Genomic DNA, 21,230 nt, shown 5'->3' on the forward strand with positions numbered 1-21,230 from the left:
TTGGTCAAGGAAAAAGGTTCGGGTTTATGAATAAATTTTCTTTTCGTTTGCGGTTTATTTCCATTGCTTTTGTTCTTTCCTTCCGCAGTTGTCCGTTACTTTGCAACCAAAAGAAGTAAATTTTTGATTGATATCTTTTATACGATTGTACATATTAATTGTAGATAAAATGCAATGCTTCTTGCGTTATCAATTACAATTTAATGGATAGCTTCTTCTGTCCAAGAATGCAATCGAATAGAACAACTTCTATTATCTGCATATACACTATTATTGTCAGCAAATACTCAAGCGTTTCTAAAATGGCAGTAATTTCATATTATCCGTTTCCACTGTGAAAAGCATGTTAGCGCCTCGCTATGCATTTGCATTCTTCTTAGTCCAATTTTTAAATCTTGTAGATTTATAGAAACATGCTTGACGAATTTTTCTTCTTCTCTAAATTTTATCCATGAAAAAATCTTTAACCGAATTCTCTTATTTATTGTAATGGAAATAAATTTACTTTTATCAGGACTCACCGAATGAACACAGCCGAAATTATTCCTTTTTTTTTTGTATTCTTTTTACTCTATCCATTTTTCTCAGACAAGAAATTCTGATAAACTTTTCACACCTAAAGAGGAATTGAATAGAGAAATTGAAGAACTAAAGCAAGAAAAGAAAAGACTAGAAGAGGAAATTCGAAATCTAGATAAGGCAAAGGAAAAGAATTTACTTCCAAAAGAATCTACTTTTCAAATACAGATAAAACATATATGAAGAAGATTTCTTTAAATTGAAGACAACATTGTAATCACAGCTTCTAGAAAGTTCAGAAAGTTTCGAAGCTCCGCTTCCGTCTACGTAATTACAGATAAACAAATTCGTGCGAGAGGATAAGAACATTAGTTTATGCATTTGCGCTATGATGCCCGCTTTTGATTTTCAAATATACTTATGGCGTTTACCCTGAACTCATTCATCAGCGGATTAGTTGGAGAGAATAATCGAAACTCTGGTCTATGTAGATGGGGTTCGATAATAATATTAATGAAAATGAAGTGCTAGCAGGCACTATTCGTTTTCCGCTGAATAACGTCGCTAGAATTGAAATTGTTTCCGGTCCAGCTTCTGCTCTTTACGGTGCCAATGCTTTTAATGGAATTATCAATATCATCACTAAAGATGGAAAGACTCATCCAGGAAATCACGTTGATTTCACTTATGGAGGGTGGGAAAAAAATTTAGCAAATCCAGGATACCCGACAGCTTTTCTGCTAGAGGCAATTCAGGTGTAAACGCGTGATATACAATACAGTGTAGGTGATATTATTATAAAACTGATGGACCTAATTTTTCTAATACAGGAAGACTTGATAAGCCAGGATTCGAAAATAGAGCCAATCAAAATGATATGAATTATTTTACAGAAACAAAGGCTTGTGGTGGTGTTTGTAACCAGAATGCAAATGCAATTGGCAATTGGTGGTCTCCTACTTACAATAATTCGAAGAGGATACTTATAATTTGTCGGCAAAGTTTAGTAAAGGTGGATTTCGTTTTCAAACAGTGAATTGGCAATACCAGCAGGGCAGGGGACATTTGGAAACGGGACAGAGCAAATTGATAGCAACCAAAGAGGATTGGATACAGGAAAATTTGATTCTAGAAATTTAGCTCGACTATATGGAATCATAAAAGACCCAAAAACATTGGAACAGGAGGTTTTCATTGGGTCTCACTGGGATTTTAAAATAATAGTGTAACAGTGGGTTACCTCCATAAGTTCTCTGAGAAGCTCAATTTAGACAGTGAGCTTGTTACCCGCTCTACGCAAATTTTAAGTTCAAGCAATGAATTCTATCCAAATTCAACAGACACCTCTGCCTACTATCGTCCGAACGATGTATCTCCCTGCTGCTGGTGCAAAGGCTATTCGTGGCGCATCTGTTTACTCAAGACCGATAATAACTATCAGCTTGAAGAGAAGCTTCAATACAATCAATCTGATAAACTTTCCACTACGGCTGGTTTAGTAGTCAGACAATTTATTACTCCAAAAGATTATAACAGCTATGAAACGATTTACCTACAATACCTATTCTGGTTATATACAACAAATCTATAAACCTGTTGAAAAAATCGTAATCACAGCCGGAGTCAGACATGATATTTCAACAACCTACGGTAATGCAAACAAATCCAAGGCTTAGTTTTATCTTTAAGCCTAATAGTGATTTGACGCTAAAATTTTTATTCGGAACAGGGTTTAGAGAGCCTTCTGCAAAAGAGCTTTTTACCCAAACTGCTCAGAGAAAACCAAACCCTGCGCTTCGACCGGAACTCATGAGAGCACATGAAATCGGTGTCGGCTATCGCTTCTTTAAGAAGTATTATGTTTCTGGACAGGGATATTATAATAGAGTTACGAATTTGATTTTGGAGTTTGCTACGACTGATACAACTACTTTGAATGGAATTGTCCCCAAGAATCCCTGGCAGCAATATCAGAATTTAGGAATTGCGAGAATCTATGGATTTGAACTAGAGACTAATCTGCATTTGCTTGACCAATTACAGTTTTTTTTAAATTACACTTATACAAAAGGAGAATATGATAGGTTACCCTCTACACTTCAAACCTCACCGGCTACGACTGGAAGAGTTGGAGACAATCCAATCGAAGATTTAAATATGAGCGCCTTTAGGCAAGCAACCGTTACCCCCCAAACACCGAATGGACTTAATACTGTTCCTCGCTCAGGGCAAATTCCGAATATTGCGCCTCATAAAGTAAATCTAGGATTCACCCTGTTACCTTTTCCGAACCTTTCAATCTACACTGGCATAAATTATGTAGATATTAGACGTACCGTTTCAACTGACCCTGTGCGAACTGTGAAAGGATACGCAATGCTAAAATTAAATATTCGCTATGAAAATTTTATCTATGAAGGTCTGTATCTTCAACTTCATGTGAATAATTTGTTCAATGAACAATTCTATGATCCCGGAATTCGCTCTGCGACAGGTACATACTATCCGACCATGCATCCATTAGAGAAACGTAATATATGGTTTACGGTTGGCTATACATTTTAGAATTTACTTTTTAGGAAACTCAATTATAAACTTAGTCCCGACATTGACAGTGCTTTCCATTTTTATTTTACCGCCTAACGATTCGATTTGAGATTTAATTAAAAATAGTCCAAATCCTTTACCTTCTGGATGATTATGAAACTTCTGGTAAAGACCGAATAGCCTTTCTTTATGACGATTCACATCTACTCCAATTCCGTTATCAGTGAATGTGAGCAATAAATTATCTGCGGAGGATTTTGTATAGAGTGAAATAATTAGAGTTCTATCAGGGGCACGAAATTTGATTGAGTTTGTAAATAGATTCATAAGAATGCTTTCCAAGTAGGTTCGATTGAAATAGATGGTAGGAGTCCTATCAAAGTGAATTTCTATTACCGGTTGCGTTTCAATGAGTAAATCATTGATTTGACTGAGCACATCTTCAACCATATCTGAAAGATTTATCTCTTCCTGACTAATGGATGGTTGACTGCGAATAACAATAATTTTCTGCAAATCATTCATTGTTTTATTCAGCGCATTTGTAGATTGACCAAACCCATTGAGTATTTGCTTTAAATATTCATCCTCAATTTTAAAATCCTCGATTAGACTTAACAGTCCTAGTAGATTTGATAAAGGTGCTCGTAAATTATGAGAAATAATAAAGGAAAATTGGAGCAAATCATTGTTATTCTTTGTGAGTTCCAAGATTAGCTGCTCTTTTTCTTTATGCTCCAAATCTCTTTGTCTTTCGAGAAGTTTTCTTTCTGTTATATTCCTATGTGCAATGACAGCTCCCTTTTCTATTCCTGAGATAGGAGTTACATGCATTAGAAACCAACGCTCTTCTTCTGGTGAATGACAAGGATATTCCATGTTAAATTCTTCTAATGAGCCATTCATGACTGAGAGGATTCCTTGATTTGCCGCTTTAGCATCACTATTATCTGACGCACTGCTGCATACGTCGATATAATTTATACCTATGAAGTTTTCAGTTGTGCCATTCTCCAAAGCGAACTTTTTCCAAGCAGCGTTTACCGCTATTATGACGCCGTCAGAATTAATAACTACCATATGAGAGGAAAGTGAATTGAATACACTACTGCTCAACGCATTGCTTTTTATAAATTCGTCCTGACTCTTTTTTAATTCTTGTTCAGCAATTTTACGCGAGGTAATGTTTTTTGCAAAGCAAGCAACTCCTGTTATTTCATTTTCATGCCAAATAGGATTTAAAGCAACATCCATCCAATATGCGTTTAAATTTTCTGTTTCAGGAAAATAGAGTTCATGCTTTTGCGACTCTCCTGATAACGCTTTAGTATATAAACCAGACCAGAAATCAATTTCTTCTGAAGAAAATATTTTGGGACTTAATACACTGTCACCCTGTGTAATTGTGATTCCAAAGTATTTTTTTGTTCTTTGCACAAAAGAGTCATTAGCTGCAATGAGTCTATAATCTTTTCCTACACTCCAAATCAAATCCTCTGTGCTATTGATAAGTGCCACTTTTTCCCTGTGCTCAAATGCTTTTTGTTTTTCTAAGAATTTTCGCTTTGTTATATTACGATGAATGAGAACAACTCCATTTTCTGAGCCATACATTGGGACAACATGCAAAGCAAACCATCGCTCTTTTGTTCGTGAGTGACATGGGTATTCCATAGTGAAGTCAGAGAAAATGCCTTTCATTACTGAAAGGATACCAGCGTTAGCCACTCCAAAGTTATTTCCAATTGGATAATTGGGAATATTGGCGCATACTTCTAAATAGCTTCTACCTATAAAATTACCATTCACATCAAATTCTTTGTTTTCTTCTGCAAAATGTCTCCATGCAGCATTAACTAAAATAAGTATCCCCTGTGAGTCAATTACTGCAATTTGTTCAGACAGGGAATCTAAAACACTTGCATTAAAGGAAACGCTTTGAGCTAAAATTTCTGCTTGCGTTTTTCTGATTTTCTCTTCTATCTTTTTTTGCTCGGTAATATTTGAATGCGCTATCACTACACCTTTTTTTATGCCTGAGGTGGGTGTAACACTCATACGAAACCATCGCTCTGTGGTAGGTGAGTTACAAGGATAATCCATCGCAAACTCGGGTAAGGTTCCATTCATTACAGAGAGGATTCCTTTGTAAGCCGCATCTCCTTCGTTTACATTTGGATAATCGGAAGCTTTATTGCATATGTCAAGATAGTTAGACCCAATATACCAGTGGGTATTGTGATTTGCCCCGTTTTCTTCTGCAAACCGTCTCCAAGCAGCATTAACAGAAATAATATATCCATTTTCATCTAAGATAGCTATGTGCTCGGAGAGAGAATCAAATACACTTATATTTAAAGCGCGGCTACGGGATAACGCTTCTTCACTTTGCTTTAATTTTTCACGCAAAGCCAGATTTTCTGTAATATCGTAAGAACTCGCAAGGAAGCGAGGCTCTTCTCCTTCGCTTGTTAGCTTTCTTGAAATAGAAAGCGCATACTTTCGTTTGCCTACTTTAGGAATATCAATTTCGTATTGCTGTCCATGAGAAAATCCATACGAATACACTTCATTAATCGCATAGTTAGATACTTCTGCAACCTCTCTGGGTAAAATATCGGATACTTTTTTGCCAAGGAATTGTTCGGGAGCAGCAGCTAATCTCTCTGGTTGAAGGGTATGATAATCATACAAAACACCGCTGAGTCCGACTTCAAATAATAAATCTGGAATCTCCTCTATCGTTTTTTTTGGGCTGATCTCTGCATTAGACTCTAGTTCGTTACTTTCGGATAATGCGCGTAATACTGTGATACCTAATCGATACCAGTTTTCTTTTTGAATGTAATTATTGGAGCCTGCTCGAATGACGGATACAATTGCCTCTTCCTTCAATGATTTTCCCCAAACTAGAAATGGGATATCTGGAATTTGTTTCCTTGCTATCTTTATCGCGGCTAACGCATTAAAATGAGGCAAATTATAATTAAATAAAACTAAGTCAGGCTTAAAGGAGGTAAGTGATTTTAAGAAAGTTTTTTCGGTTTCTACTCTTTGAAAACGAGTATGGGGTAAACAATGACGAATCTCACGTTCCGCAAAGTCAGCGTCTAGAAATCTATCTTCCACAATCAAAATACGTGTTTTCATACTCGTAATTTCCTCACCTAACAATGGTTTATCCTGTTTAATAAAAATTGCCATTGTTTTTATGTATATTCTTTTTTTTAAATGCAGTTATATAAAAAAATCGTGACTATCTAAGTTTTCCGACACACTGGTAGGTTTGAATAGAAAAGCGCGAGATATAGTGTCTTGCGAGAGAATGAAAATTATTTTCATTAATTCTTTTTTCTTAGATGAGTAGAATCATTGAATTGCTTAAGTCATATCTTCTTCGTAAGGAAAGGTTACTATGAATTTGCTGCCAGCATTTGGAATGCTTTCTACGGAAATTGTTCCTTTATTAAGATGAATAAAATCTTTGCATAGAATGAGTCCAAGACCGGATCCGCTTTCTCCTTGCGTTCCTTTGGTAGATTTATTGCTATTATTCGCAAAAAGGTTAGTTAAAAAATCTCTTTGAATACCTATGCCATTATCCGCTACAATGATTTCGATAAAATTTCCTTTTGTGCTTATAAGAACTTGAATCTCTCCACCTTCCTTGGTAAATTTAATAGCGTTGGAGATTAAATTTCTGAAGATAGTTTCAATCATCTTCTCATCTAGGAATACAAAGTAATTTCTCTCACACTGAAGAGAGAGTGAAATTTTTTTAGTTTTTGCACCTGCTCGTAAGAGATCAAAAACACTTCTTATCAATTCATTGATATCAAAGCGAGATGGTTCATAGTTGAGATTCCCTTTTTGTGATTTTGCCCAGAGTAATAAGTTTTCTAAAAGAAGATATGCCTGCCTTGCGGATGCATTGATGAAATTCAAATTTTCAATTAGATTCTTTGTTGAACCTTGTTCATATTCTAATTCTATTAGTTCAGAAAGCCCAGAACTCCATTGAATGGTCCACGTAGATCGTGACCAATAATGGAAAAGAATTTGTCCTTTGTTTGGTTTGCAATTCTTAGATTGTCAGCCGTTTCTAGTAATGTTGCATTGCTATTTTCTAAATCAATTCTTTGTTGTTTTATAATTCGATCTTGCTGGAAGCGTCTAATAGAGTTATTCCACATGATAATTGTTAAGAACATTCCTATTCCAATGAAAGTAAAACCGTTCGCACGATTCGACAATAGTATGTCTGGATTATTTTGGGATAAAGATAAAGCAAAGAAAAATAATAAATAGGCAATGATAAAAATTGGAAAGGAGATAATTGGCTTAATTAGCACGGTCATCGGAATTAAAATACAAATGAGTAAGAAGGGGGTAATGGCAGATGTTACAAGCTGATCTAGCACAGTAATGGAAACACCGAAAACAATTGCCATAAAAAAAACAGAATAAAGTAAGAACTGTATTACCTCTTTCCTGAAATTATTGTTTCGTTTGTGGTAATTAAAAATAGATCCGATTGCGATAAAAAAAATCATTAGGAATAGATGCGAGAGGATAATTCCTATTCGCCAAAGGTATTCAATTTCTTTATTCGGGTCAAGATTAAGATAGAAAAGAATGATATGAAATAAATTTACAGGAATCCAAAAAATGGACATTACAGAAATATATTGAACGTTGCGATCAAATACTTCATTTGCTATAATGCTTTCATTTAGCTCGGATTTCTTAAAAAAAGTAAACCATTTCATCTTGAATATTTAGATAAAACTCCTTCACACACTCCACAGTATCGAAGCAGTGGCATTTAGAAACAAATTTCTTGTCAATGCTGTCTTATTTTTCAAAAACAGGATTGTATTCAATTCGATAAAGATTTTTTTTAGACAGGATTCACAAGATTTACAGGATGGATAATCTCGAAACCCAATTTAGCTTATGTCTGTCGCAAATGATATAGCGAATTAGTTCACCTTAGGTTCCCGAAATGCAATGCTCAGCTAAGTACTGGATTTGAATTGATATACACCTTGCCTTTTATATCAGCAGATTTAGTTTAGACAGGAAAATGCTAATTAGCTCCCAAAATAGATTTATTATTAGACTTTTATTTATAACAAGTCTCTTACTTTTTTACGTCTCCGCCATATTTGCCAATGATATGGAGAACGAAAAGAAATCTTCTAAACAAATACTTAGACTTACATGGGAAAATGATGTCTTCTTGTTAACAGATCGTGAATATACAAATGGAATTCGAATGGAATATGGTGTATATAAAAAATGGTATACTCCTTCTAGCTTTGCTCTAAATGGATTAACATCAATTATCCCCTATCTAGCCAATCCAAGTTATCACTACTCAGGAATTTCTGGACTCCAAACCTTACAGACTCCAACGAATCTAAGCCGCTCTGATATTGTTTATGGAGAAAGACCCTATAGTAGTTTGGGGCTAGCAGCAAGCAGTTCCACTGTTTGGTGGAGCAAAAGTTCTTTAGGATTGGAATTTGGTTTAGGCAAGATTGGTTCTGATGTGCAAGGCAAAAGCATTCAAACAATCATTCATAAACTTATACAGGCACCGATTCCGCAAGGCTGGAATAGTCAGATTCCAAATCGAAATGGTTTTCAGATTAATATGGATCATAAGTATTTTTGGAAGAAAGAAATTGGGTGGCAAACAGGTGTTAAACTCGGAACCTTTGATACATCACTCACAATCGGTCCTGTGTTTCGATGGGGAAAAATTTCTAGTCCTGTCTCTCATGGAACTTTATTAAATGATTCAAGTCCGATTTATCCTACGGAAGAATCGGAAATGTATTTTTGGATAAGACCACAGGTTAAATATCAATCGTTAAACACAACCTTGCAAGGCACAGGGAAGGGGCTTCCAGATTCAAGTAATCTAAATGAGTTAAGCAACTTGGTTTCTCAAACACAGCCGAACTCGTTAATCGGAAGTCCGTTGTATTCCCAAGTCAATGAAGATAGAGATGCAAATTCTATGACAAGATTTTTAGTCTATGAAGAATTATTACACCAAGAAACTTCTAAGGGATTGAATTATTTAATCTTCAATTCTGTTTTTAATGGAGGAGCTCCCATTGATTCAGGTGCGAAATCATTGATTCTTTATGATATATCAAATCACAATTTGAACCGAGCAGATTACCAATTCTTGGATTATTTTATTCTTGATACTCTATCAAGAAGTGAAACTAAAACACAAAATATTTTCTCTAAATACATTGCCTATCAATATCTATTTCGAAATGAACCGGATAATAAAAATAGCCTCGCGTTGGCTTCTGCATTACTAATAAACGAAAAGATGGAAATCAAAGATATGGAGTAGAACTAAAACATTTACAAGGAAAAATAGCAACAGGGTTTTTGTATAATAATTCAGATTGGTATTTTCAAATTGCAGCAGAAGTCTCAACTTTAGAATACAAAGCGGCTAATTCTGTATTGCCGTATTATCGCTACGCAAGTTTACAAATGGGAAAGAAGTTTTAGTTAAACGCGTTATAACTTTATTTAGAAGTAGCAACTTTGTATCAAGGGCAAGTAAACTGAAAATTCTTTGAGCCATATATTGTTTCCCATGCTGTTTTCTTTTCACTGTGAAAAACCCATTGAATTTCTTTTGCGTCAACTCTAGACTTGAGGCCATCTATGATTTGCCCCACCTTAGCAATATAGTCAGCACTATAATCCCTTGTATTAAGCATTATATTGGTAGCATAGAAATTTCCTTTCGCATAGGTTCCATTTTTAATTCCGTCGGAAATTCTAGTAATTGTTGCAATATGGTCTGCTGCAGTCGAGGTAGATGTAACTACGTTTTCACATCCACCGCCTATAAAAGTTAAGTTCTTAGATGGATCATGTGTGTAAAATTCGGATTTGGATTTTGGTTTCCAGGCACCGTATGTTTTGTCATCTGCTGTATGATTTGAACTGCCTGCTAAAACTAATGTAGTAAATTTTTTGGAATAACTCGTATTAACCCTTCCTGTTAAACTGTTCTGCATTGTTTCCCAGTCAGTTGCATTTCCAGCGGTAGCATTGTATGTAAATCCTCCAATATTGTCTGAAGGAGTTACTCCTAATAGAGTTATACGATATGCTACATCCGCATAATTCTCATTAGACTCATGTGCGTGCGCATCAACCTCGAAACCTTTATCTTCTTTGATATATCTAAGAAGATTTTTATTATTTGTATTGCTCATAACGCTTGCAGTATCATAGAGCTTTATTGCGTTTAAAAATCGCCAATCGGATTCGTAATTTAATTTTGCACCTTTAGAATAGATTGTATCTACCATAGACTTTGTCAGACTACGATAGGTGGAGTAAATTGTGCCTGGCACTGTGTCGTATATTGGATCTGGAATGCCCTCTTCACTATGAGTCGTAATGCTTACATATAAATAAGGATTTGTAGTAGTCGTTGTTGTCGTTGCCTTAGTTGAAAGTAAACCATAGACTACCAATAATTTATTCCCATTATCTTGATTTGTTTTCGCACAATTAAAAAGAAGAATACTTAGAAGGAATTGTCCAAGAACAAAGTAGCCGTTAACTTTTATAAGTGAATAAAAGTTAGATTTAAAAATTACACGAAGTATCAAAAACAAGTTTTTCATAGATACCTTTTTTAATATTTAAAAAATCGGATTCAACTAATTTATAATTATTGGAATTAAAAAAGTAGAAAAAAATTTAACTCCTTTTATTCTAAAGATAACCTATAATAAAAATAAATGTAATCCTGACTCGTGTGTCAAATTAGACTTTGTTCTTGCAAGCATTTCCCGATTTACTTTTCTAATTTGAAAAAATCTGCAATTAACTCATAAGAATGAATCTTTGCATCGTTGTCATAAACATAAGAGGCTACCATGAGTTCATCGACTTGAGTCTCATCTAAAAAGGATTCTAGATTTTTCTTGATTGTTTCTGGGCTTCCGATAAAACTATATTTCATCATTTGTAAGACAGTTTGTTTTTCGAACTCTTTCCAGGCAGTATCCATGTTTGCAATCGGAGGCTGAAGCGGTTTACGCTCATTAGTCACAATTCCCAATGCTAATCGATAAAAAGAACTCGCCAGAAATTTTGCTTCTTCGTCTGTATCGGCTGCTATTATATTTATACAGGCTAAGCTGTAAGGTTTTTGCAGTTGATCGGAAATCGTAAATCGCTGACGATATAATCTGAGAGCTTCGTGCAAATGAGTAGGAGCAAAATGACTCGCAAAGGCAAATGGCAAACCTAACATTCCAGCTAATTGTGCGCTATATGTGCTAGAGCCCAAAAGCCAAATAGGAACTTGTGTTCCTTCTCCGGGTATAGCGCGAACTTTTTGATTTTCTCCTCTTGGAGCAAGATAGGATTGTAATTCCATTACATCCTGTGGAAATCCATCTACAGAAGATTCTAAATTTCTACGAAGTGCAAAAGAAGTTTTTTGATCTGTGCCGGGAGCCCTTCCTAAACCAAGATCAATTCTTCCCGGGTATAAAGACTCCAATGTTCCAAATTGCTCTGCAATTACAAGGGGCGCGTGGTTAGGCAACATTACCCCACCGGACCCAACTCGAATTCGAGAAGTATTGCCTGCAATGTATCCAATCAAAACAGAAGTAGCAGAGCTTGCAATATTTTCCATATTATGATGCTCAGCAAACCAGTAGCGGTTAAAACCGAGTTGCTCCACACGCCTTGCCACTGCTAAACTTTTTTTAAAAGAATCTGTTGGTTTATCACCTTCTACAATTGTTGCAAGGTCAAGCACACTAACTGGAATTTCATTTAATTGTTTTTTCATTTTTTAAATACTCTTTCCTTAAGAGCGGCTAATAGTTCGTTTACGAGTTCATACTCTTAGTAAGCCTCGAAAGCCGCGAGCGGCATAATAAGATTCTGCGCCGTTATGATAGACGAATACTGTATTGTAACGACGATCGCAGAAGAGAGCACCACCGAGTTTTCTAATCTCAGAAGGTGTTTTTATCCAACTAGATGTTTTTAAATCGAAATTTCCTAGTTTTTGTAATTCGCGGTATTCTTCTTCTGTTAAAATTGCAATCCCCATTGCATCAGCCATATCAGTGGCGTTATTCTTTGGTTTATTTTCTTTTCTTGACTCAAGAGCTTCGCGGTCATAACATACACTTCTACGGTCTTTAGGACTTTCCGCTGAACAATCATAAAAAATGTATTCTTCTGTTTTTTTATCGTAACTGACAACATCGGGTTCACCGCCGGTTCTTTCCATTTCGTTTAGTGACCACAGCTTATCCGTATTAGCCTCTAATTTAGATTGGATTTTATTCCATTCCAAATTGGCAGTGTTGGCGTTTCGTTTCTTATTTTTTTCAAAACGGGTTTTTAATATATTGAGTAAATCTTCTTGTTGTTTCGGCGATAATTTCTTTGTATTACTCTTTAGCTTGTTCATACTTTTCCTATATGCTATTTCTTTACTAGTGCGTCAAGCCCATAATCGCCAAAATTTTCTATATAGGAATTTCTTTCTCACTTCTTTTTAATTCGAGTCTTTAATACTTTTACAATGGACTTATAGGATTCGATGGTAATGGGATCGGCTGAGTTTTTAATAGCGATTTCATATTCAGCAATTGCTTTTGCGTTTTCCGGTGGTTCCATTTCAGTATAAACATTTCCGATTACCGAATGGTAGTAAGCTTTGTCATAAGAACTTGTTGAATAAGAAATGGCACGCTCATAAATTTTAACAATCTCATTTAAATCTAAATCGTTTTTTGTGCGCATACTATTTGCGAGCGTATTACAATAACTAGCCTTATTGTAAGGATTAGAAGTTGATTCAATCGCCTTCTCGATGTAATCCACTCCTTTATTAAAATCTTCTTGTTTGAATTCTCTATAGGTATTAAAATAAAAATTCCCTAAAATGGAATAAATATAGGATTGTGTTTCTGAATCAGGTGTTAACTCTAATGCCTTGCTTTGATACTGTATAAATTTTTCTTCTGTATTATAATACAAATTTGCAAGGGAAGTATAATAATTTGCCTTATCTGTGTCATTCTCTGATATTTCAATCGCTTTCAAAAGATATTTTTCTGCTTCCGGATAATTGGGATAATCCTTAGCTGCGTAGAGATTTGCTAGATAAGAGTAATAGAGCGATTTATTGTAATTACTCTCTGTTGATTCAATTGCCTTTAAATAGTATTTTTTTACGTTTGCTCGATTGGTTGGTTTAATATAACTATGAACATTGGCTAACGCTGCATAATAATACCATTTATTCTTAGATAGAGCCACTGATTTTTTTAAATAGAAAATTGCTTTAGTTAAATCCTCATATACATAAGAGTTCAGATAAAGAATAGAGATTTGATTGTAAATATCAGCTTGTTTTTCTTTGTCTTTTTCTGTTTGAAGTTGAACGAGCAATCTCTTTCTCTCAATCTCTGGATTATTCGTATTAGCCGGAGTCTGTGCTATGTTTGACTTTTTTCTTTTCGTAAGCTTTGTGTGATTGTATTTGGAGAAAACTTTTGTGGTTTTCTTGTCTTTACTCTTTACCCTGGGTCTCGCTTCTAGTATGCCAAACATTACAAAAATGAGTAGAGCACTGATGAATTTATAAATCATATTTTCCCCTTTTCCTCTTACGAGCAAAGCAATCTATTAAACAAACTTATTTTTACAAGAAATAAATGATTTAATATCGGAGACATAACAAAGAAAATAAGAGGTAAAATCAAAACTACTCTAAGGATAACTCGGATTTAAGGATAGGTGTGTGTTGTCGACACAATAACCTTAACAGAGCTATGAACTGAATTTGATCTGCCTTTGAATTTAATCACAGCCAAATCGAACCAAAATCGAACCCAAATCGAAGGCAGACCGAAGGCAGGAAGCAAATAGGCAAGACAAACCACATCTTTTATCAGTGTTCATCCGTGTCCATCGGTGATAATCTTTAAATCATCCCCGTTTTTAAAAATATCCTCCACTTTTATTGAATAAGATTGCAAGGAAAATGACCGATTCTAATAGTAGATTGTAATTATTGGTATAGTATGAAAATTAAAAACCTTATTCTTCCCGCATCCTTTTTCGTGGCGTTTCTTAACCTGTTCTTCTCAGTGGTGACTATTTTTATTAGTTTTGTTTCCTATCAGAATTCGGAACGGATACTGAATTCGGAAATTCCGCTTTTTAATAGTGCCTGGGCAATTCTATTAGAAGATACTAAGATTACGGACAATGCAATTTTCTTTTCTTATGCAGGCGAGGCACAATACAAAGAAAACTATGATAACCATGTAAAGCTTTTAGAAAAAGAATTAGACTACAGCATGAAAAATTCTGGAACGCAAGAGAAAAAGATCTTTGAGAACGTGTCTTCTGTAAACGACGCACTTATTGACTTGGAAACTAAAATGTTTGACCAAGGGGCTAAGGGCAAATTGACCGAAGCGCAAGCAATCCTAAAAGCGCAAGATTACAATCAAAACAAGAAAATCTATTCAGAAGCTGTAAAAAAATTCTTTGAAAGCCAACAGGGAAGACTCTCTGATACATTAAAAAAACAAATTTCTAATTCTAGACTTTTATTCTATTCTGCTTTTGTGCTTTCCCTACTTGGACTCAGTGCGACAATCTTCATTATCCTCTGGCTGTCCAAGGGTGTAATTAAGCCATTAGAAAAAGCGGCAGAATATTCTGGCGGAATTTCAGAGGGAAATCTAACTGTTGCGATTGAAGCGAAAGGCAAGGGGGAATTTGCCGATCTATTCCGCTCTATCGGTGGACTTGTTACAAAATTCCATCAGGTATTAGAAGGAATTTTCCTTGCATCAGAGGATGTAAAATCTTCTTCGATGAATATGAAAATTGCAGTTGTAATGATGCGAGATGACTTAGAAAAGCAAACTGCTGGCTCAGAAGCGATCGCAAAAAAGATCTTTGAAATTGTAAATGCAAGTAATAGTATTACAGTGATGACGTCGGAACAAAGCAATAAGATTGAACAAATGCTTTCTAAACTAAGAGATCAATCCGCTCTAGTGCAAAATCTTGGAGATAAGACTAAGATTACAACAAGAGATACAGGAATTATTTCGAACGAACTCGATCAGGGAAAGACTTCTCTTAATACATTGAACGAAAGAATGCAGGAGATTTATAATACCACCGGTCAAATCACAGAAGTGGTTTCTATCATCAATACAATTGCAGACCAGACCAATCTTCTTGCGCTTAACGCATCGATTGAAGCGGCGAGAGCGGGAAATGAAGGAAAGGGTTTCGCAGTAGTCGCCGCAGAAGTATCTCGCCTTGCCGATCAAACAGCAGGAAGCACAAAGTCTATTAAAGATATTGTTAAAAAGAACTCTTCTCTCGTGAAAGCAGGGATGGATGGACTAGTTGAATTAACATCTATGTTCGATATGATTTTAGAGCGGGTAAAAGGAATAAACCTTAAGACCAATGATGTGAAGGGTTTGATTGAAGAATACAGTCAATTGACTTCTCATTTAGAAGTGACCATTCAAAATGTAAAAACTATTTCGTCTGAAATATTTAAGTCAACAGATGAACATTTAAAAGCAATTTCTACGATATCAGAAACAGCGAATACGATTAGTAAAGTGACCTTGCAAAACTTTACAAGACTAGATGCATTGTCGGATGATTCTAAATTCCTGGAAACAGTCTCTGAGGATTTAAAGAAACAAGTAAGCTTCTTTAAGCTTTAAGATTGTGCAGCAATTTATATTGATAATGAAATTGCTGCGACAATTGAGAGAAGATTTTAATCTTCAAATGTAAATTTTTCACCGGTTTTTAATTTGATACCTGATTTTTCCATGAAGAATCTTTGCACATCAGGGAACTCCATGAAGTGATAATTGTAAATGCCTCCGTAACTAACGTATAATTCTTCGCCTTTCTTTATATCGCGTGTCGCATAGAGACGAATGTATGGATCTTCACAATGCTTAAGAAAATGAACGTTTTGAATTTTGGTTGGTTTGCCATTTATCTTAGATGGAGCAAAATTAACTTTAGAACCATAGTGCTCTCTATTTCCGTCAATGTAAGGGAAGTTTGGTTCGTTTGCACATTCAGGCATTGTGAACATATACCAATGCTCGCTTTTTTCATGAAGAGCATTGTATTCTTTACGAGTAATTTTTTTGCCTTCGTAATGAGTTACCATTGTGTCTTTGGGTATATCTTTAGCGGCAAACAGTCCCATGCCGGCACCAGGGATATGAGATGGTTTGATAACGACGTATTCGTTATCTTCGATGCTTTTAATACTAGTTGTAGTGCAAGCATTGATGACAAGTAGTAGAGTGAGAAAAAGTTTCATTGAAATTTCCTTAAAGTTTTAATTGAGTTAGTTTGCATTCTCGCTTGGTCGATTGTCATAATCTTCATCTAAAAGATGAGAAGAAATTAAAAAGTCAGCAGTCGAGCGATTGCAAGCCATAGGAATATTATACAAAACGGCAATTCTAAGTAACGCTTTTACATCAGGATCATGTGGTTGAGCAGATAAAGGATCCCAGAAAAAAATCATGATATCAATTCCGCCATCAACAATCTTGGCTCCTATCTGTTGATCACCACCGAGAGGTCCTGAAATAAAACGATGAACAGGAAGACCTGCACTCTCAGCAATAATTTTACCTGTAGTGCCTGTAGCGGATAAGAAGTGTTTGGCGAGAGTTCCTTTGTTGAATGTAACCCAATCTAAAAGGTCTTTCTTTTTGTTATCGTGGGCAACGAGAACTATACGTTTTGTTTTTTCCATAGAATCAGACTTGGCTGATTCTATGGATTGTCAACTGTTTTGCTTTGAGGTTAGGCTAAATTTCTAAGCGGTAAGTATTCTTGTTTAGAAGTTTGTTTCCTTTTACTTCTGTGGTGTTTAAAAGTTTTCCTTCGATATTGTAATTGTAAACGGCACGAAGCATTTCTCCGTTATTCAAGGTTCCTTTTGTGAGGATAATATTTTTTCCGTCAGAACGATATTCATAATTCACGCCTTTTACCTTTCGTTTATGGAAGTGAAACTGGAATAAGAAACTTGCATGAGCCCGGGATAGGCTTTGCCATTTTCAAGATTATGCTGAATGTTTTCAAAAAAGTTTCTTGTATTGCCAGTATTCAAAAATCAGAACTTATCGAACCCGTTCGACCGGGGGGGGGGAAGGGTGGGGAGGGAAATTAAGGAGGGGATGGGAGTGTTGGTGGTGGGAGGTGGCTTTCTTGTCACCGGGAAGTGCAAAAGAAAGTGTTACTAGAAATAGGAATATTAGTTTTTTTGTTCATACTAATTTTCCTCCATGGTTCTTGCTTCAAATTTTAGATTTGAAAGGGAAAGTTTCAAAAAAAATGCGCAAAAGTGTAATTTGGCTCAGAAAATCTGCACAAGAAATTAAGTTCCTGTGCTAATACTTTTATGAGAACAAAAATTTTTTCTCCTAAAGAACGTGTCAACGACTGGAAAGAGTATCCTGAAAAGTCAACTCGGTCTACCCTATTGATCCCGGCCTGTTACATGAAACTCTTCCATAAAAGGTTGAAGGCTAATAAGCATAATCCTACGGAATATCTTTCTTATTTGCTTGAGAGTTATAGAATATTGATAAGAAATGGAGAAATTCCAGTTTACGGAAAATTAGAGACTGGTTACCAAGAAGAAGGATTGAAACTACAAAGGGTTGATTTTATTCCCAGAGGAGAAGATTGGGCGGAGATGAAATGTCTAAAAGCTTTTTTGAATCGAAGCATGACTTGGATTTTTGTCTACCTTCTAGTTTTAGATTCTTTAGATATTAAGAAGAATTTACCGGAAAAGTTCGTTGACTTCGTAGTTCCGAAGAAGGCGCATTTGCGGTTAATGGTTATTATCCTTTTATCAAGGAAAAGGAAATTATATCGAAGAATCTTGCGACATACACGGGATCGAACTAGGTAAAAAGGTTTTGATAAAAAACTAATTTCCAGACCAAAAGATTTCTACTAATTCTGTGATTTAACTATTATCTATTTACAGAACATAACCGATGATAATCCATAAATAAAAAGGGGAAGTATATGAAGTTTTCTGTTTTTATGGCTACCAGTTTAGACGGGTATATCGCAAAAAAGAATGGCGACATTAATTGGTTGATGGAAGCGGGTAATCCTGATGATCCGGAAGATTATGGTTACGCAAAATTCATTTCAACAATAGACTGCATTATAATGGGTCGAAATACCTATGAAAAAGTCTTGTCTTTTCCTGAATGGCCTTACGAAAAGCAAGTTATCGTTCTTTCCAAAACACTTAGAGATACTCCTGAAAAGATTCAGAGTAGGGTTGAGCTTTTTAATGGTAGTGTCGATGAACTGGTAGTGAGGCTAACAAATAGTAATCACTCTCATATTTATGTTGATGGAGGAAAAACAATTCAATCTTTTCTCGAAAAAGGGTATATTAGCGATTTAACTTTGACGCGTATTCCGATTCTATTAGGAGATGGATTACCGCTATTTGGCGCTTTACCAAAGGAATTGAAACTACGTCATATAGTGACAAAATCTTTTCCTTCCGGCTTTGTTCAATCTACTTATGAAATTTAGCTTTTATCTGTGAATATGTCCATTTTTAAAAAGAAAATAGTATTCATTTTACAGTGAAATAATTGTATTGAGATTTAGGTATACTAACTTGAATGTTCAAAGCTGGGGAATTTTTAAATTTGTCGAGACTATTTTTTTACTTGGAATCTTGATTAACTTATTTTCGTATATCATAAGATTTATTATCATTTATCGTAACGATCATGCGAAAATATTCTTTCGCACTTTAAAGGAAGGCTTTTCAAGGAAGCTACTTCTGCGAAATAGCCTAAATCTATCTTTACTTTTAACGTCTTTTTCTGTATTCTGGTATATGCTAAAAATAAGTGGTAGTTTAAAAATCCTTTCCATTAATGAGGCATATAGGCATAATTCGCTCATAACGATATATATTCTGTTTGCATCCATTCTACTCTTAGTCTATAGTATTGTATTATCTATTAAAAACGTATTAAAAATAAAAGAGCTAACACCAGCACTTGGTTATTTATCCTTTTGGAATTCGACGGATAATCTATTTAATGCGCTAGGTGGTGGAGTTGTATTTAAGCCTTTCACGGATATGAGCACTTCTTTCCGGAAATATTTAATAGAAACAAAACTTTCTGAGGTTCTTGTAAGTGCGCTTTTACTTGTGATTTTAGAATATGCTTATAAAATCTTACTCGTTCTAGCATTGCTATATTTGATTCAAGGTAAGATTCTATACCAATGGATTTGAAACACTTAAAGTTTTTTCATCTCTGTGACAAAAGATTTATACATTTCCTTTTCTTTTAAATCCCAACTAATTAATCCAAAAGCAGTTTCTGGATTCCATCGAGAATATTCAGGACCTTTAAAATCTGTCAAGACCCAGAAATAGCAATCGATTCTTTTGCCGATAGAATGCAGATAAATCTCTTTATAAAGAGCACCAATTTCTGTTTGAGTGATTTTTAGCCACAAGGGGCAAACACCGATTTCACTTATGATAAAAGGTTTTCTAACTGCTCTGTATTTGTGCATAAAGGAATCTATGACGCCGGCAATCGTCGGAAAATAGACATTAGCCGGTTTCTTAGCAAAATAGCAAATTGGATCGTAAGGATGAAAGTTATAAATATCAATGTATTGATCAATTCCTGCATCTATACAATCTTGGATGTAATTGATTCTTTGAAATGGGGCTATTACTCGTAAGTCATCGCCCATAAGTCCACCAAATACTGTTTGATTCTTCGGATTTATTTTTTTTATAATAGGGGCAGCAGCAGCGGCTAATTGCACGTATTCAATTGGTTCGGGATTTCTTATCCAAAAACGAAGAGTGTTTGGTTCGTTCCAAATTTCCCAAGTAGTAATGTGTTTTTTATAACGCTCTGCATTTTTCTCGCAGAATGCTTTGTAATCATCTAGAGTATCAATAGGAGATTTAAAACGAAGAGATGGAATCATACAATTGATAAAATTTCCGGGGACAAGACCTGTTAGAAGACCAAGAATTTTAATATCAGCGTTGCGAAGCTCCTCTACGAAAAAATCCATAACGGTATCTGGAATGATTTCATAATAATTAAATTCCAACCGAACCCATTCTACTCTAAGCTCTTGCAGATAATGGATGTATGTCCGTAAAGAATTTTCATCTTGATGTTTCAATACAACATTAATACCTAGCCCGGGAAATTTTTTTATTCCTATCGGTTGTTCTATTGGAGATGAAATTACTTTCTTTGTAGTTTTACTTTTTGTGGGTTTGGCAATCGCTTTGGTTTTCGATATAATTCGTGATTTAGTTGAAGGTTTTTTATTTGCTTTTTTTGAACTAGGCTTCATAACGATAAGTTTTTTATTGGCTAGTTTAAATTCTATAATTTTTTTTAAAAAAACGAAAAGACTTGTCTATGGATTTTTTTTAGAACTCTTATCTCTTATCATTATTGGAATTGATCTAGGCACGTTAAATAATTTGGCTTCCATGTCCCAAAGAGGTATTGGTAGGTTTCGCAGCATGAGAGAGACTGTCGACTCATATTCATAGAACCGCCTCTATACTTAGCATCATAGGGGACGGACAAATTCTGATTGGTAGAAAATTATGTTGAAATGAGGGGCTGTCTTCTATCATGTTATTTATGGTCAGTGTATGTATTGGAAATTCATCAAAGTTACAAGTTACTCTTTCGAAAGTTCTCTTCTATGAGATTATTTATAATGATTGTATCTCTTAATTTGACAATATTCTCGTTCGAAAGGGAAATTAAAAAATCATTCGATTTTGTAGGCAATCTCTGCACCTTTAGCGGTTAATACGAGTTCGTCTCCGACTTGTTGCATTAGCCCGTAACCCATGAGAGCATGCCAGGCATTTCGAATTTCTATTACATCGAGTCCCCAGCTTTTAATTGCATCCATAACAACTCGTTTATGCAGTTTGCTGCCTGCCTGAACATTATTTTCTTTGAAAATATTTAAAATTCTTTCCGCTGTATTCATAGAAT

General features: G+C 35.2%; 21 protein-coding genes. 9 read left to right on the forward strand and 12 right to left on the reverse strand.

Annotated elements, in window-relative coordinates:
* Window positions 1-1,010: 1,010 nt before the first annotated feature.
* The 4 genes from IPH52_27940 to IPH52_27955 all read left to right on the forward strand — a co-directional run bounded on the left by IPH52_27940 (window position 1,011) and on the right by IPH52_27955 (window position 3,084).
* Window positions 1,011-1,280, forward strand: coding sequence for a TonB-dependent receptor plug domain-containing protein (locus IPH52_27940; GenBank protein ID MBK7058813.1), 270 nt, complete (start codon window positions 1,011-1,013; stop codon window positions 1,278-1,280).
* A 229-nt stretch (window positions 1,281-1,509) separates the two neighbouring features.
* Window positions 1,510-1,659 (forward strand): hypothetical protein, encoded by a 150-nt coding sequence (locus IPH52_27945; protein MBK7058814.1) that lies wholly within the window; start codon window positions 1,510-1,512, stop codon window positions 1,657-1,659.
* 91 nt (window positions 1,660-1,750) lie between these two features.
* Entirely contained in the window at window positions 1,751-2,110 is a 360-nt protein-coding gene (locus tag IPH52_27950) for a hypothetical protein (protein MBK7058815.1), read from the forward strand.
* A 38-nt stretch (window positions 2,111-2,148) separates the two neighbouring features.
* Window positions 2,149-3,084 (forward strand): TonB-dependent receptor, encoded by a 936-nt coding sequence (locus tag IPH52_27955; protein ID MBK7058816.1) that lies wholly within the window; start codon window positions 2,149-2,151, stop codon window positions 3,082-3,084.
* Between the two features lie 3 nt (window positions 3,085-3,087).
* Here the strand turns inward: IPH52_27955 and IPH52_27960 are convergent, their stop codons facing one another.
* The 3 genes from IPH52_27960 to IPH52_27970 all read right to left on the reverse strand — a co-directional run bounded on the left by IPH52_27960 (window position 3,088) and on the right by IPH52_27970 (window position 7,835).
* Window positions 3,088-6,270 (reverse strand): PAS domain S-box protein, encoded by a 3,183-nt coding sequence (locus IPH52_27960; protein MBK7058817.1) that lies wholly within the window; start codon window positions 6,268-6,270, stop codon window positions 3,088-3,090.
* 177 nt (window positions 6,271-6,447) lie between these two features.
* Window positions 6,448-7,011 carry a HAMP domain-containing histidine kinase gene (locus tag IPH52_27965; protein MBK7058818.1) on the reverse strand — a complete coding sequence of 188 codons (564 nt, stop codon included), beginning with the start codon at window positions 7,009-7,011 and terminating at the stop codon, window positions 6,448-6,450.
* Between the two features lie 47 nt (window positions 7,012-7,058).
* Complete coding sequence (locus IPH52_27970; protein MBK7058819.1) at window positions 7,059-7,835, reverse strand: hypothetical protein; 777 nt, start codon at window positions 7,833-7,835, stop codon at window positions 7,059-7,061.
* Window positions 7,836-8,152: 317 nt separating this feature from the next.
* Here IPH52_27970 and IPH52_27975 point away from each other — a divergent pair, with 317 nt between their 5' ends.
* Window positions 8,153-9,445: a lipid A deacylase LpxR family protein gene (locus IPH52_27975; protein ID MBK7058820.1), complete on the forward strand. Its 1,293-nt coding sequence runs from the start codon at window positions 8,153-8,155 to the stop codon at window positions 9,443-9,445.
* A gap of 205 nt (window positions 9,446-9,650) precedes the next feature.
* On the opposite strand, the gene IPH52_27980 is transcribed toward IPH52_27975, so the two are convergent.
* From IPH52_27980 to IPH52_27995, 4 genes are all read right to left on the reverse strand, one after another.
* Window positions 9,651-10,745 carry a hypothetical protein gene (locus tag IPH52_27980; protein MBK7058821.1) on the reverse strand — a complete coding sequence of 365 codons (1,095 nt, stop codon included), beginning with the start codon at window positions 10,743-10,745 and terminating at the stop codon, window positions 9,651-9,653.
* A 173-nt stretch (window positions 10,746-10,918) separates the two neighbouring features.
* Window positions 10,919-11,929 carry an LLM class flavin-dependent oxidoreductase gene (locus IPH52_27985; GenBank protein ID MBK7058822.1) on the reverse strand — a complete coding sequence of 337 codons (1,011 nt, stop codon included), beginning with the start codon at window positions 11,927-11,929 and terminating at the stop codon, window positions 10,919-10,921.
* A gap of 48 nt (window positions 11,930-11,977) precedes the next feature.
* Entirely contained in the window at window positions 11,978-12,562 is a 585-nt protein-coding gene (locus IPH52_27990) for a DUF4256 domain-containing protein (GenBank protein ID MBK7058823.1), read from the reverse strand.
* A 77-nt stretch (window positions 12,563-12,639) separates the two neighbouring features.
* Window positions 12,640-13,749, reverse strand: a complete 1,110-nt coding sequence (locus IPH52_27995; GenBank protein ID MBK7058824.1) for a hypothetical protein — start codon at window positions 13,747-13,749, stop codon at window positions 12,640-12,642.
* Window positions 13,750-14,183: 434 nt separating this feature from the next.
* Between IPH52_27995 and IPH52_28000 the strand changes: the two genes are divergently transcribed.
* The gene (locus IPH52_28000) at window positions 14,184-15,866 is read left to right on the forward strand and encodes a hypothetical protein (protein ID MBK7058825.1); all 1,683 of its coding nucleotides are present in this window, start codon (window positions 14,184-14,186) and stop codon (window positions 15,864-15,866) included.
* Window positions 15,867-15,922: 56 nt separating this feature from the next.
* On the opposite strand, the gene IPH52_28005 is transcribed toward IPH52_28000, so the two are convergent.
* From IPH52_28005 to IPH52_28015, 3 genes are read right to left on the reverse strand one after another with little or no spacing between them, the layout of a single operon-like run.
* Window positions 15,923-16,486 carry an SET domain-containing protein gene (locus IPH52_28005; protein ID MBK7058826.1) on the reverse strand — a complete coding sequence of 188 codons (564 nt, stop codon included), beginning with the start codon at window positions 16,484-16,486 and terminating at the stop codon, window positions 15,923-15,925.
* A 27-nt stretch (window positions 16,487-16,513) separates the two neighbouring features.
* A complete protein-coding gene (locus IPH52_28010) occupies window positions 16,514-16,930 on the reverse strand; it encodes a methylglyoxal synthase (GenBank protein ID MBK7058827.1) in 417 nt (138 codons plus the stop codon).
* A gap of 55 nt (window positions 16,931-16,985) precedes the next feature.
* Window positions 16,986-17,162: a hypothetical protein gene (locus tag IPH52_28015; protein ID MBK7058828.1), complete on the reverse strand. Its 177-nt coding sequence runs from the start codon at window positions 17,160-17,162 to the stop codon at window positions 16,986-16,988.
* Window positions 17,163-17,581: 419 nt separating this feature from the next.
* Between IPH52_28015 and IPH52_28020 the strand changes: the two genes are divergently transcribed.
* From IPH52_28020 to IPH52_28030, 3 genes are all read left to right on the forward strand, one after another.
* Window positions 17,582-18,100 carry a DUF1564 family protein gene (locus IPH52_28020; protein ID MBK7058829.1) on the forward strand — a complete coding sequence of 173 codons (519 nt, stop codon included), beginning with the start codon at window positions 17,582-17,584 and terminating at the stop codon, window positions 18,098-18,100.
* A 119-nt stretch (window positions 18,101-18,219) separates the two neighbouring features.
* On the forward strand, window positions 18,220-18,747 hold the full coding sequence (locus tag IPH52_28025) for a dihydrofolate reductase (protein MBK7058830.1): 528 nt from the start codon (window positions 18,220-18,222) through the stop codon (window positions 18,745-18,747).
* An 88-nt stretch (window positions 18,748-18,835) separates the two neighbouring features.
* Window positions 18,836-19,468, forward strand: coding sequence for a hypothetical protein (locus tag IPH52_28030; protein ID MBK7058831.1), 633 nt, complete (start codon window positions 18,836-18,838; stop codon window positions 19,466-19,468).
* Between the two features lie 5 nt (window positions 19,469-19,473).
* Here IPH52_28030 and IPH52_28035 read toward each other — a convergent pair whose 3' ends face one another.
* Both IPH52_28035 and IPH52_28040 read right to left on the reverse strand, forming a co-directional pair.
* Window positions 19,474-20,565 carry a hypothetical protein gene (locus tag IPH52_28035; protein ID MBK7058832.1) on the reverse strand — a complete coding sequence of 364 codons (1,092 nt, stop codon included), beginning with the start codon at window positions 20,563-20,565 and terminating at the stop codon, window positions 19,474-19,476.
* A 432-nt stretch (window positions 20,566-20,997) separates the two neighbouring features.
* Window positions 20,998-21,225 carry a hypothetical protein gene (locus tag IPH52_28040; protein ID MBK7058833.1) on the reverse strand — a complete coding sequence of 76 codons (228 nt, stop codon included), beginning with the start codon at window positions 21,223-21,225 and terminating at the stop codon, window positions 20,998-21,000.
* Between the last annotated feature and the right edge of the window lie 5 nt (window positions 21,226-21,230).

Source organism: Leptospiraceae bacterium (genome assembly GCA_016708435.1).
Taxonomy (GTDB): domain Bacteria; phylum Spirochaetota; class Leptospiria; order Leptospirales; family Leptospiraceae; genus UBA2033.